Below are 12,937 nucleotides of genomic sequence, written 5' to 3'. Positions count from 1 at the left end.
GGGATAACGCATGTATTGAATCATTCCATTCCCTGATTAAGAGAGAATGGCTGAATCGGTTTAAGATTCGAGATTATGACCATGCATATCGTTTGATTTTTGAATATTTGGAAGCGTTCTACAATACGAAACGAATTCATAGTCACTGTGATTATATGTCACCAAACGATTATGAAGAGCTGTATCGTAGGCTTCAACAAGACGAATTGCAGTTGGCAGGTTAAGATGAGGAAAACCTCATTTTAACTTGTACTAAATCTTGACATAGGACCAAACGGAATACAGTTGGAGACTTGTACAAACAGATCCACATCCAAAAGGTAAAAAGAAAGATATTTCTTTAAGAGAAAAAGAAGAACTGATAAAAAGGGATACTCAAGAGTTTATTTCGTATACGGCAGGTAAAATGACTCTTAATGAACTATTTGATTTATATATGAGCGTGAAAAAATTGAATGCAGATACAGAAATAAACTACAACCAAATGTGGAATAAAAATGTCAGGGAAAGAACAATTCCAAACTCTGTAGAGATTAAAATGCTTAGAAAATACCATTTTGTAGAAATGTATAGAGAAATGCAAGAAGATGAGTGTGGGAATGGAACGATTATTCTTATAGGAAAAATAATAAATGCGTTATTAAATTTTGCTTGTGAGGAAGATTATATTAGAAAAAATTATGCTGTGGGAATTGTACGTAGTTTAAAAATATTTAGTCAGGAACGATTTTCTTTAACACTTGAAGAACAGTATAATTTTATGAAATTTATTTTAACACATAAAACTTATAAGAGATTTTACTGGATGTTTCTGTTTATGATAGAAACAATGTGTAGAGCAAGTGAATTGGCAGGGGTTACATTAGACGATATTGATGTTAAAGAAAAGGTATGGGATTTGAACCATCAATTAAAATATAAGAATTGTAATTTCTTTATTGCCAAGCCCAAGACACGCAAATCTGAAAGAATTATTCCGCTTAGTCAGGATGCGGTGAGAGCAGTAATTTCACAAAAACAAATTTTAATGAAAGAGGGAAAACTAGAAAACTATAAAGTTGATGGATATAAAAATTTTCTATTTCTTGATAGTAAAAATAATTTGATGACTGTAAATAAAATTGATTATTGGTTAAAGAAAATTGTTGAAGATTATAATAAGCAAGAAATGGATAAAGCAGAGGTTGAAAAAAGAAAGGCACAGTTACTTCCTAATATAACAAGTCATATATTAAGGCATACAGGATGTACAAGGGCAGCAGAGAGGGGAATGGATATTAGGGTGTTACAAGATATTATGGGACACAACAACATTAAAACAACCATGAAAGTTTATAACCATGTAGATGATGCCCGCTTACAACGAGAAATGGAGCGTTTAGATGCTTTAAGACTATCAGAAATGGCTTAAAAAATTTTACACCAATCAGTTTACACCAAAACGAATTTTACACCAATTTTTACACCAAATGAGTGCTGAGTTATGCAGATAATGGGTGTAAATAGAAACAACGGTTTTAAGCCATTTGCCGAGATATTCTGAGTTATGCGGAGCAATGATAAATTACCAATCCTTACAATTTTGTAAGATTTATAAGGAGAAATGTAAGTCAAATCTATGGCAGTACATTTCTTCTTTTTTTATAATAAAGAGGAAAGATAGAAAGGGGGACATAAAGATGTCAATTTTAGAAGTAAAAAATATAAAGAAAATATATACAACACGATTTGGAGGAAATCAGGTAAAAGCGCTCTCTGATGTGAGTTTTTCTGTTGAGCCGAGAGAATATGTCGCAATCATGGGAGAGTCCGGTTCCGGTAAAACAACACTGCTGAATATTTTGGCTGCTTTAGATAAAGCGACAAGTGGAAAAGTATTACTAAAAGGAAGGGATTTATCCACAATTAAAGAAAAGGAGATGGCGGCATTTAGAAGACAGAATTTGGGATTTGTTTTTCAGGATTTTAACCTGCTTGACACTTTTTCTTTAAAAGACAATATATTTCTTCCACTTGTGTTAGCAGGAAAGAAATATGATGAAATGGAGAAAAGGCTTATGCCGATTGCGAAAAAACTGGGAATAGAAAGTCTTCTGAATAAATATCCGTATGAAGTTTCAGGAGGACAGAAACAAAGGGCAGCAGTTGCAAGAGCGTTAATCACAAAACCGCAACTGATTCTTGCCGATGAACCGACAGGAGCGCTGGATTCCAAAGCGTCAGATGAATTGTTGAAATTATTTACGGAAATCAATCAGGACGGTCAGACAATTTTGATGGTAACCCACAGCGTAAAAGCGGCGAGCAATGCAAGCCGTGTGTTATTTATTAAAGACGGAGAAGTGTTCTATCAGTTGTATCGGGGAAACTTATCCAATGAAGAAATGTATCAGAAGATTTCAGATACATTAACGGCTCTGACTACAGGGGGTGACAGAATTGAGTAGTTCTATTTATAGAAAACTTGCGGTAACCAATATCAAAAATAATAGAAGGACATATGTTCCGTATATTATTACCTGTGTGATTACCGTAATGATGTTTTACATTATTTATGGACTGACAATGAACAAAGGGATTGGAGGTGTTCCCGGAGAAGTAACTTTTCGCGAAATGCTTAGCATGGGTGTGTCGATAGTTGGCATTTTTTCAGCAATTTTTCTGTTTTATACGAATAGTTTTCTTATAAAGCAGAGGAAAAAAGAAATAGGAATTTATAATGTATTGGGACTTGGAAAAAGACATATCGCTAAGATGCTTACGGTAGAAATGCTGATAATCGCACTGATAAGCCTTGTAGGCGGGATTTTGGGCGGAATGTGTTTTGGAAAATTAGTGTTCCTGATTATGCTGAAAATTCTTCATTTTGATGCACATATGGAATTTGCCATTGAGCCGAAGGCAATTGTGGGGACCATTCTTTTATTTTCGGGTATTTTCCTTGTAAGCCTGCTATTTAATTTTTTCCAGATAAGTTTGGCGAATCCGATAGAATTATTGCATGGAAGTAATCAGGGGGAGAAAGAGCCGAAAACAAAAATAATCATGACGATTATCGGTATTGTGTCATTGGGAATCGGATATTATCTTGCCCTGAGTACAGAAAGTGTAATGAATGCGTTAGGATATTTCTTTGTTGCTGTTATTCTTGTTATTATTGGCACATATGCTTTATTTACGGCGGGCAGTATTGCCTTTCTCAAAATGCTGCGAAAAAATAAAAACTATTATTATAAAACAAAGCATTTTACTTCTGTCTCGGGAATGATGTACCGTATGAAGCAAAATGCGGTGGGACTTGGAAATATCTGTATTTTAAGTACAATGGTATTGATTATGTTATCGACTACATTGGCGATGTATACCGGTTTGGAGGATATATTAAGCACAAGATTTCCGAAACAGTGTATTGTCATGGGCGATGTGGTCAAAGGAGAAGATAAGGAACAGATTATTCACACGATTGACAGTGGCGTGGAGAAAGCGTTGGAAACATATAAGTTGGAAGCGAAAGATGAAGTATCATATTATTATACGGAAACAGATGCGACTAAAGGGAAAAATACGCTTGTGACCAATATAGACGATATCGGACCTAAAACTTTGGACGTTTCTTCTTATTGTGGAGTTCGGTTTATGACGTTGGAAGAGTTCAATCAGGTTGAAAAGAGAAATGAAATACTTGGAGAGAATGAAATTCTTTATTACGGAGCAAAGGGAGATAATGTTTCGGGAGATGAACTGACGATTAACGGTGAAAAATTTCATGTGAAAAAAATGAAAATGAAAAATCTCGACAAAGAATTGCAGATGATGATTGATATGTATTATATTGTGATGCCGGATCAAAAAGCGATTGATACTCTTCTCGGAGATGATAAAACACAGAAAAATACAACAGAGTGTTATTATAAGAGTTTGGATTTCAAGGGAAGCAAAGAAAATATTATGAAAGCATCTGAGGAATTGAAAAAAAGTTTTCCGATGAATGCGGATACTATACGGGGAGAATTTAAAGAAACCGAAAGAGAGGAATTTTTCTCCTTATACGGCGTATTTCTTTTCTTAGGTCTTTTCTTCGGCGGTCTGTTCCTTATGGCAACTGTATTGATTATCTATTATAAACAAATATCAGAGGGTTATAGTGATAAGGAACGGTTTGCGATTATGCAGAAGGTCGGTATGAGCAAACAGGAAGTTAAAAATTCTATCAGAAGCCAGGTGATGAGCGTATTCTACCTTCCGCTTATCTGTGCGGTTATTCATGTGATAGTGGCGTTTAAAATCATTACAAAATTGCTTTCGGCATTTGCACTGGAAAATGTGAAACTGATTGCAGGGACAACAGCGGTGACAGTGCTTGTGTTTGGCATCTTTTATACCATTGTGTTTATGATTACGACAAAAGAGTATTACCGCATTGTAAAATAGGGAATGAAAAGTACATGAAACCATGTGTTTTGTGTACTTTTTTATTGTAAAACGATAGGGAGAGTGATATGATATTTTCTAGGCGACTTTTGAAAAAGAGAAGGAGAAAGAAAAATGGATATGTTTGTTGCAATTATTTGTTTAGTAATTGGGTTTGTTTTATTGGTAAAGGGAGCGGACTTCTTTGTTGATGGGGCGTCCTCCATTGCAAAACAGTTACATATACCGGCTGTAGTCATTGGGCTTACCATTGTTGCTTTCGGAACGAGCGCTCCCGAACTTGCGGTGAGTGTATCGGCAGCAATGAAGGGGAGCAATGATATTGCCATTGGAAATGTTGTCGGTTCCAATATTTTCAATCTGCTGATTGTAGTTGGAGTAAGTGCCTTTATTTATCCTCTTCATGTAAAGAAGAGTATGATTAAAAAGGACTATCCAATCTCCATTATTGCGGCAGTATTGCTTGGTGTTCTTGCTATGGATACACTGTTTGGCAAGACGAGTATGGAACTTAGCAGAGTGGACGGAATTATTTTACTTGTCGGTTTTGCAGTTTTTATGTATCTGGCGATACGCGAAGGATTAAAAGGAAGAGCGGAACACAAGGAAAGCGGAGAAGAGATAGAAGTAAAATACACCCTTGGCAAAAGTGTTCTTGTATGTATTATCGGTTTGGCGGGAATCATTATCGGTGGAAATATGGTTGTAGACGGAGCGAAAGAGATTGCAAGGGCATTTGGACTGAGTGAGGCGTTTATCGGACTGACTATTGTTGCTTTTGGAACATCTCTTCCGGAACTTGTCACATCAATTGTGGCAGCGAAAAAGGGAGAGAGCGATATTTCACTTGGAAATGTTGTGGGCTCAAATATTTTTAACATTTTCTTTATTTTAGGTGTTTCAGGAACGATTCTTCCTATGGCGGTTGCCAATACATATTTATATGATATCGCCATTCTGATAGTAGTTTCCATTGTTTTCTTTATTCCTATCTGCAGGAAACAGAGAGTTTCTAAAGGTATGGGCGCGGCAATGGTTGCGACTTATGCAGCGTATATGGCATATTTGTTTATCAGATAATAAAAACCAGTCACTTCAAATGAGGTGGCTGGTTTTCTGTTATGCAAGGATTTCTTCCAGACAGTCGAGAAGCCGGTCGTTATCTTCCGGATTCATCAGGCAAAAGCGGATAAATTCGCCTTCCAAACCGACGAAAGAAGAACAGTCGCGAATCATCAGTCCTCTTTGAATGGCGTGGACGAATACGTCGTAGGAAGTCAGATTGTCCTTGCAGATTTTCAGTAAAATAAAATTTGCAGCAGGTTCGTACACCTGTATAAAAGAAAAGGCGCGAAGCCGTTTGCAGATACGCTTTCTTTCAGAAGAAATAAGCGAACGTGATTTTTGGATATAATTTTTGTCAGACAGAAGAAGTTCTCCTGCGTAAGCGCCGATACTGTTTAAACTCCATGGGTTTTTGATGGAATTCAGTTGTGAGAGGAGGCCGTTGTTTCCGGTAACACCGTAGCCAAACCGCAGTCCCGGTGCGGCGAAAAATTTGGAGACGCCCCGAAGTACAATCAGATTGTCAAAGGATTCTGTCAAAGGCATAGCGGTAATTTTATCCATATCCTCCACAAATTCCACGTAAGTTTCATCAATCATAACAAATATATGTTTTTCTTTACAGAAAGACAGAATCCGTGTCAGGTCATCAACGCATGTAGCGGTGGAAGTTGGGTTGTTTGGATTACATAAAATCAGTAAATCAATATTTTTCTCCAGTACTTTATATAAGGAAGACAGATTAAGAGAAAAATTTTCCTCCTGAGAAAGAGGGAAGTATTCTACTGTACCGCCGGATAAGGCAATCTCCCTCTCGTATTCGGAATAACTTGGAATGGGGAGTAAAGCGCGCCTTGGTTTCAATAATTGAATAAAAAGTGATATAAGTTCCGTACAGCCATTTCCGACAACGATATTTTGCGGGCAGACATGGCAATAGTGGGAAATTTGTTTTTTTAATGAACTGTAATCTCGGTCGGGATAAGATGAAATTATTTCCAGATGTTCCGCCAATGTATTTTTCACGGACGATGACAGACCGAGCGGATTTACATTTGCTCCGAAACAAATAATTTCTTCCTGAGGAAGATGAAAATATCGGGCAACTGCTTCTAAATCGCTTCCGTGAAACTGTTGTAATTTGCTCATATGAGAACCGCCTTTCGGATTAATATAATAAACTTGCCATAAATAAAAAAATAATGCTATAATAATATACATTATAGCGTGAAATTGATGAAATGCAATGCAAGAAACAAAAGAGTAGCAGGTGGATAGCATGAAAAATAAAATTAAAAGAATTTCAAAAGGAGATTTTGAAGTTATACAGCCGGACGTACAATTTTCGGAAACCCATATTGCGATGAGCGTCAGTGAAGGGGAAGTATATGAAGGAAGTTTTACGTTGCAGAACAGAAAAGAGGGGGATATTCGAGGTTTGATTTATCCGTCTTCCTTTCGCATACATTTTAAAGAACAGGGGTTTCAGGGAAATCCCGTAGAGATTCATTACACATTTGACGGTGCGGGAATGGCGCCGGGGGACGTGGAAAATGGGAAGTTTACAATAGTCTGCGATGGCGGAGAATATGATATTGCCTATACAGCCGTGATTGAACGGCCTTTTGTTATAACAGAATATGGGAAAGTGCAGACGCTCAAAGAGTTTAAGAGACTTGCCAAAGCAGATTTTTCTGAAGCTTGTAAATTGTTCCGTTCAAAGAAGTTTGCTGAGTTGTTGAAATATGAGGACAGCAGAATTACCGCTCTCTACGGCAATATGCGAAAATGGTCACTGGACGAGCAGGCGCTTGAAGAGTTTTTGGTAGGTATTAAGCAGAAAGAGAAAATTTATCTACTCTTTGATGAGGAAAAAGCGGAATTTTCTGATTATGAGGAGAGCAAAAAGGAAAGGGCTGTAGTTACAAAGAATACATGGGGGTATCTTTTAATAAAGATTTCTGCCTCGGGAGATTTTCTTCATGTTTCTGAAGAAAGTATTACGACAGAGGATTTTGTCGGAGAAAATTATTATTTAGAATATGTGATTGATGCAAAGAAATTACATGCAGGATATAATTATGGCGAAATTGTTGTGGAGACTCCGTATGAGACAGTAACGTATCCGGTAACCGTACATCAGCAGTCTTCTCATAGAGAAAAACACGGTGAAGAAAAACTTATGTTTGGCTGTCTGCTGAAAAGTTATATGGCCTGTGTTTCAGGTCGATTAGAATTAAAACAATGGACAAATCAGGCGGTTGAACTGGTTAGACAACTGCAGGAGATTGCGCCGGATAATGAGTTTTATGAATTGCTTATGGCTCACGTATATTTGCGCGGAGGGCGTAAAGAAGAGGGGAAATGGTTTTTAGAGAATTACAATTATAACCGTTTTGCCATCGGAAAGAAGACCGAAATAGGTTCTTACTACCTGTTTTTGACAGGGCTTTTGGCCAAAGATGAAAGCCATATCAAAAAAGTGACAGATGAATTGAACAAGGCATACGCAAAACACCCTGAATCATGGCAGTTGTTATGTATGATTTTAAATATAGATGTAAGATATCGTAATTACGGCGATAGAATCCATATATTACGGCAACAGTTTGAAAAGGGGGCAAATCAGATTCCTTTATATATTGAAGCGTACATTTGCTTTCAGGAGAAGAGTAGCCTTCTAAAAAAATTGGGCCAGTTTGAACTGCGAATATTGGATTTTGCAGCGAAATATTCCATGATTACAAAAGAATTGGCGCTTTATACGGCGAATCTTGCCAGTCAGGAGAAGGCGTATAAAGACAGATTATATCAGATATTGGCGCGTTCCTATCAGTTGTATCCTGAGGAGATGATTCTAAATGCAATCTGTACGCTGCTCATAAAAGGAGATAAAAAAGAAAAATCTTATTTTATCTGGTATGAAAGAGCGGTGGAAGCGGGACTTAGAATTGCAAAACTGTATGAATACTACATTATGTCTGCAGATAAAGAAAGAATGAAAAAACAGTTTCCAAGAACAGTCTGGTTATATTTTGTACACGGAAGTTCTTTGGATTACAAAAATACCGCATTCCTGTATGAGAACGTTCTGACTTATGAAGACGAGGAGAGCAGACTGTTTGCAAGTTATCGGGAACAGATGGAAGCGTTTGCGTGGAGACAACTGGAAGAGAGACGAATCAATGAACATCTGCGTCTGCTCTATAAACGTTTCTGCAATGAACCGGATTTAGATATGGAGAGAATGAGAGCCATTTATGATATTTCTCATGTATATATTGTGAAGACGGCTGCTCCCCACATGAAATATGTTCTTGTTATTGAGAAAAACGGTGTAATCAGCCAGCGTGTAGCGTATAGGAAAGAAGGAACGAAAATTCTTCTATATCACAAGACATCAAGAATCGTGTGGGAAGCAGATGACGGTAAGCATTATGCAGATTCGATTCCGTACGAACTGACACGACTTTGCTTTGAATCTCAGTTTGCAGAGATGTATAAGGACAAAGAATTATTGCTGGAAACGGGAGAAGAAGAAAATCAGACAGAGTTGACACTTGAAACAGTAAAGAGATATGGTATTGACTTTTTTGGGGAAGAGAAAGTGTTCCGTTTCTGCAGTAAACATATTCGAGAAGAGGAAAAAGAGGACGATTACCTCACCTATCTTTGTTTCTCACTTTTAGAGAGAGAACAGTATGATAAAGTGACGCTCACGTATTTGTCCGACTATTATTGCGGTGCAACAAAAGATATGAAAAAAGTCTGGAATGTGGCAAGGGGCTATGAAGTGAAAACGGACGCGCTTGCTGAACGGATTATTACACAAATGTTATATTCAGAAACGATGTTTAATGAAGAACAGATTTTTATGGATTATTATAGGGGAAGTGTATACTTCCGATTAAAACAGGCGTATTTGTCATATATTTCCCGGGAATATGTTGTGAAGGACAGAGAGACGAAAGAAGAGATTATACAGGTTATTCTGAATGAATATGAAAAGGGAACTGAACTTCCGGAAGTATGTAAAATAGCGGTGCTGAAATTTTATGCGAGTCATTCCTTTGAAAGTGAAGTTGAAGACAGATTAAAACTGTTTTTGCAGGAACTTTGCGACAGACAGCTTGTATTTCCGTTCTATTTAAAATATAAGGAGGAATGGTTGAGAGAAGTTCTATTGCACGATAAAATATTGATTCAATATCAGGCAAGAGAAGAGGGAAAAGTAAAACTTACCTATAAGTTAAACCGCGGTACGGTTACAGAACAGCTTCAGCCGGTTTACGCAAATATTTATGTTAAAGAATTTGTCTTATTTAATAAGGAAAGTCTGACGTATACATTCAGGGAACAGGCAGGGGAAGCGATTATCTGCGAAGAAAGCGGTGTGTGCAGACAGGAAAGAAAAGTTGAACCGGTTGGAAAATACGGGCGCCTGAATGCCATGTGTAAAATGGAAGGGGACGAATTGAAAGATTCTCTTTTCAAATACCAACTGGAAGAAAAAATGGCGGAAGAATTATTTAAAATATACTAGAAGAAAGAGGGAAGAAAAATGCAAAGGGGTTATTTGGTTGGCGTGGAACTAAATGAACATACATGCCAGATAAGTTATTGCGAAGAAGGGCAGACAGAACCAAAAACAGCAGAGCGCATTCCACTGGTGATAAGTAAAGAAGGGCAGGAATGGGTATATGGAGAAAGAGCGGGGGAAGAGGGTATCTGCGACCTGCTTTCTCTTGCAGAAAAACATGACATGATACAGGTGGGAGAAAACACATACGAAGGCATCTGGCTGTTATCTTTATATATTCAACTTGTTTTAAAACAGTTTCATCATATAGAAACAATCGTATTTTCTCTTCCTGAAATAGATGTGGATATTGTGCATCTTTTAAAAAGCGTTGGACAGAAACTTGGCATAGCAAAAGAAAAAGTGTATGTGCAGGATAACAGGGAGAGTTTTTGCTATTATATGTTCCATCAGCCGAAAGAATTATGGCAGTATGAGTCTGCTCTTTTTTACTGTGACAGAAGCGGAGTGCGCACATATATGTTAAAAAAGTTACGCACAGGGTATGAAAAAGGGCGTGATACTTTTGTTACCGTAGATGAGGTGGCTAATGCGGATTGGGAAGAACTTGCCATGGTATATCCTCTCGCAAATGAAGACGGGCAAAAGGAAGCTGACGAACAGTTTAATCAATTTATAAAAAGCGTGTTTAACAGGAAACTGATTTCTTCCGTATTTTTAATTGGAGAGGGATTTGAAAAGAACTGGTATCCGAACTCGCTGAGAACACTCTGCAATGGAAGACGTGCATTTCAGGGAGATAACCTGTACAGCAAAGGGGCGTGTTATGCGGCGCGCTACAAAGATGACGAGTCAAGCGGAGGCCTTGTGTATTTAGATGAAACAAAGATGACGGAGCAGATTTGTCTGAAACTTAGGGTAAATGGTATGGACGCATGGTATCCGATTGTACAGTGGGGAACAAAGTGGTACGAGAATGATAAGCAGTTTGAAATTTTGCTGGAGGATACGGAAGACATAGAAATTCATGTGGAATCCCTTGCAAAACGGTCAGTAAGAGCGATAAAAGTGCCGCTGGAAAATCTTCCGGAACGGGGAAAATATACAGTTCGCCTGCAGGTGAATGTCATTTTTCAAGATGAACATGTATGTGAAATTACATGGAAAGATGTTGGGTTTGGAAACTTTTTTGGATCATCGGGATTTCAGACACAGACGGTGATAGAGTTAGGAGGACGTGATGGGCAGTTTAATTCTTTGTCATAGTAAAAGAGCGAGACAGCCGTATGAGATTACACGGGTGCATAAAAAAATCTATACGCTGGAAGAACTTTGCTATTATATTTGCAATTTCCCATACCTGATAGATCACACATTAGTCAATAGAAAACTGTGTGACTGGATTGAAGAGGAACTGGAGAAAGAGGGGCTTGCAAAACAACTGAATGATTGTATGAAGTCACACGGTTCCGCAGAGCAGTTTGTTTTATACATTTTAAAAGACAGCGGTATTTATACGGTAAATGAACTCAGCCATATAGAAGGGACATTAAGACAGTTAAAGAATCAAAAAGATGTAGAAAAGAGAAAGTATAAGGCGGACAGCCTTTTGCAAAATGGTGAAACGGAAGCGGCGATCAGAGGATATCTCTCTATTTTGCATGATGAGAGAGATGAGTCAGTAGAACCGAAGTTCTATGGGAAAGTCTACGGGTGTCTGGGAACAGCCTATGGCAGGTTGTTTTTATACAGGGAAGCGGGAGAGAGATTTCTGTCAGCGTTTCAGATTTGTGAGGAAGAATCAATGCTGCGCGCATATGTATACTGCTGCCGTCAATATATGACAGTGGAAGAATATGAAGCGTTTCTGTCTAAACACGAAGTTTACCGGGAGGCGGACGGCTATCTTGTGGAGAGGGAGAAAGAATGGGAAAATCAGATTTCCATAGAAGATCCCGAGAAAACATTTCGTTCTTACAAACGTTTCTATAGCGGACAAAAGTAGTTTAAATTACAAATAGTAATAAATGAAAAGAGATATATAAGTCAAACTAATGAGTTGGATTTATAATAAATAATGATAATCCGGAAAGATAAGGCGGGTGGAATGGTTGCATTTCTATCTGCCTTGTATTATACTTTTCGTGTAAACAAGTTAAAAATCAAGAAAAGGATTGGTGTAAACGTATGAAGAAATTAGAGCAGTTATATGAAGGAAAAGCGAAGAAAGTATTTATGACAGATGATCCGGACGTTGTTATTGTAGATTACAAAGATGATGCAACTGCATTTAACGGAGAGAAAAAAGGAACTATCGTAGGAAAAGGTGTTGTGAATAACCGCATGACAAACCATGTATTTAAGTTGATCGAGAAAGAAGGCGTTCCTACTCATTTAGTTGAAGAATTAAGCGACCGTGAAACAGCAGTAAAGAAAGTGGATATCGTTCCGCTTGAAGTTATCGTTCGTAATGTGGCAGCAGGAAGTTTTTCCAAAAGAATGGGTGTGGAAGAAGGAAAAGAACTTCTTTGTCCAATCCTTGAGTTCAGTTATAAAAATGACGATTTAGGTGATCCGTTTATCAATGATGATTATGCTTTGGCGCTCGGACTTGCGACACAGGAAGAGATTGACACAATCAAGGCGTATACAAGAAAAGTAAATGAAGTATTAAAAGCATATTTCCTTCAGGCAGATATGAAATTAATCGACTTCAAAATTGAATTTGGACGTTTGAAAGACGGAACGATTATCCTCGCAGATGAAGTGTCACCTGACACATGCAGATTATGGGACGTACACACAAATGAAAAATTAGATAAAGACCGTTTCCGCCGTGACATGGGAAATGTGGAAGAAGCATACAACGAAGTGTTCAAACGTTTAGGAATCTAATTTAAA

The 12,937-nt window shown here is 37.7% G+C and carries 10 protein-coding genes and 1 pseudogene; 10 read left to right on the top strand and 1 reads right to left on the bottom strand.

Annotation, left to right across the window (positions count from 1 at the left end; translation table 11 throughout):
- The 6 genes and pseudogenes from ACYQ35_RS07390 to ACYQ35_RS07365 all read left to right on the top strand — a co-directional run.
- Positions 1-224 (top strand): integrase core domain-containing protein (locus ACYQ35_RS07390; protein WP_459831767.1); only part of this gene is annotated, 224 nt, incomplete at its 5' end.
- 68 nt (positions 225-292) lie between these two features.
- Positions 293-361 (top strand): annotated as a pseudogene (locus tag ACYQ35_RS07385) (hypothetical protein); the annotation flags it as partial.
- Between the two features lie 45 nt (positions 362-406).
- The gene (locus ACYQ35_RS07380; RefSeq protein WP_459831764.1) at positions 407-1,411 is read left to right on the top strand and encodes a tyrosine-type recombinase/integrase; all 1,005 of its coding nucleotides are present in this window, start codon (positions 407-409) and stop codon (positions 1,409-1,411) included.
- 268 nt (positions 1,412-1,679) lie between these two features.
- Positions 1,680-2,447 carry an ABC transporter ATP-binding protein gene (locus ACYQ35_RS07375; RefSeq protein ID WP_009461050.1) on the top strand — a complete coding sequence of 256 codons (768 nt, stop codon included), beginning with the start codon at positions 1,680-1,682 and terminating at the stop codon, positions 2,445-2,447.
- Positions 2,440-4,431 carry an ABC transporter permease gene (locus ACYQ35_RS07370; protein ID WP_459831760.1) on the top strand — a complete coding sequence of 664 codons (1,992 nt, stop codon included), beginning with the start codon at positions 2,440-2,442 and terminating at the stop codon, positions 4,429-4,431. Before ACYQ35_RS07375 ends, ACYQ35_RS07370 begins: the two co-directional genes overlap by 8 nt.
- Positions 4,432-4,545: 114 nt before the next feature.
- Positions 4,546-5,511 carry a calcium/sodium antiporter gene (locus tag ACYQ35_RS07365; RefSeq protein ID WP_009461054.1) on the top strand — a complete coding sequence of 322 codons (966 nt, stop codon included), beginning with the start codon at positions 4,546-4,548 and terminating at the stop codon, positions 5,509-5,511.
- 39 nt (positions 5,512-5,550) lie between these two features.
- Here the strand turns inward: ACYQ35_RS07365 and ACYQ35_RS07360 are convergent, their stop codons facing one another.
- Positions 5,551-6,645 (bottom strand): pyridoxal phosphate-dependent aminotransferase, encoded by a 1,095-nt coding sequence (locus tag ACYQ35_RS07360; RefSeq protein WP_009461055.1) that lies wholly within the window; start codon positions 6,643-6,645, stop codon positions 5,551-5,553.
- 130 nt (positions 6,646-6,775) lie between these two features.
- Between ACYQ35_RS07360 and ACYQ35_RS07355 the strand changes: the two genes are divergently transcribed.
- The 4 genes from ACYQ35_RS07355 to purC all read left to right on the top strand — a co-directional run bounded on the left by ACYQ35_RS07355 (position 6,776) and on the right by purC (position 12,931).
- On the top strand, positions 6,776-10,039 hold the full coding sequence (locus tag ACYQ35_RS07355) for a DUF5717 family protein (protein ID WP_459831755.1): 3,264 nt from the start codon (positions 6,776-6,778) through the stop codon (positions 10,037-10,039).
- An 18-nt stretch (positions 10,040-10,057) separates the two neighbouring features.
- The gene (locus tag ACYQ35_RS07350; protein WP_459831752.1) at positions 10,058-11,302 is read left to right on the top strand and encodes a DUF5716 family protein; all 1,245 of its coding nucleotides are present in this window, start codon (positions 10,058-10,060) and stop codon (positions 11,300-11,302) included.
- Complete coding sequence (locus ACYQ35_RS07345) at positions 11,277-12,041, top strand: hypothetical protein (RefSeq protein WP_459831749.1); 765 nt, start codon at positions 11,277-11,279, stop codon at positions 12,039-12,041. Before ACYQ35_RS07350 ends, ACYQ35_RS07345 begins: the two co-directional genes overlap by 26 nt.
- Positions 12,042-12,223: 182 nt before the next feature.
- Entirely contained in the window at positions 12,224-12,931 is a 708-nt protein-coding gene (gene purC / locus ACYQ35_RS07340) for a phosphoribosylaminoimidazolesuccinocarboxamide synthase (protein ID WP_009461059.1), read from the top strand.
- Positions 12,932-12,937: the final 6 nt, after the last annotated feature.

The sequence above is a fragment of the Faecalimonas hominis genome (genome assembly GCF_054660755.1).
Note: the sequence above shows the minus strand (reverse complement) of the source record. Positions and strands in the feature narration are given on the sequence as shown.

What these genes read in the sequence shown, in the direction of transcription:
- ACYQ35_RS07380 (WP_459831764.1), top strand. Translation starts at nt 407, where the DNA reads ATGACTCTTAATGAACTATTTGATTTATATATGAGCGTGAAAAAATTG.
- ACYQ35_RS07375 (WP_009461050.1), top strand. Translation starts at nt 1,680, where the DNA reads ATGTCAATTTTAGAAGTAAAAAATATAAAGAAAATATATACAACACGA.
- ACYQ35_RS07365 (WP_009461054.1), top strand. Translation starts at nt 4,546, where the DNA reads ATGGATATGTTTGTTGCAATTATTTGTTTAGTAATTGGGTTTGTTTTA.
- ACYQ35_RS07360 (WP_009461055.1), bottom strand. Translation starts at nt 6,645, where the DNA reads ATGAGCAAATTACAACAGTTTCACGGAAGCGATTTAGAAGCAGTTGCC.
- ACYQ35_RS07355 (WP_459831755.1), top strand. Translation starts at nt 6,776, where the DNA reads ATGAAAAATAAAATTAAAAGAATTTCAAAAGGAGATTTTGAAGTTATA.
- ACYQ35_RS07350 (WP_459831752.1), top strand. Translation starts at nt 10,058, where the DNA reads ATGCAAAGGGGTTATTTGGTTGGCGTGGAACTAAATGAACATACATGC.
- ACYQ35_RS07345 (WP_459831749.1), top strand. Translation starts at nt 11,277, where the DNA reads ATGGGCAGTTTAATTCTTTGTCATAGTAAAAGAGCGAGACAGCCGTAT.
- purC (WP_009461059.1), top strand. Translation starts at nt 12,224, where the DNA reads ATGAAGAAATTAGAGCAGTTATATGAAGGAAAAGCGAAGAAAGTATTT.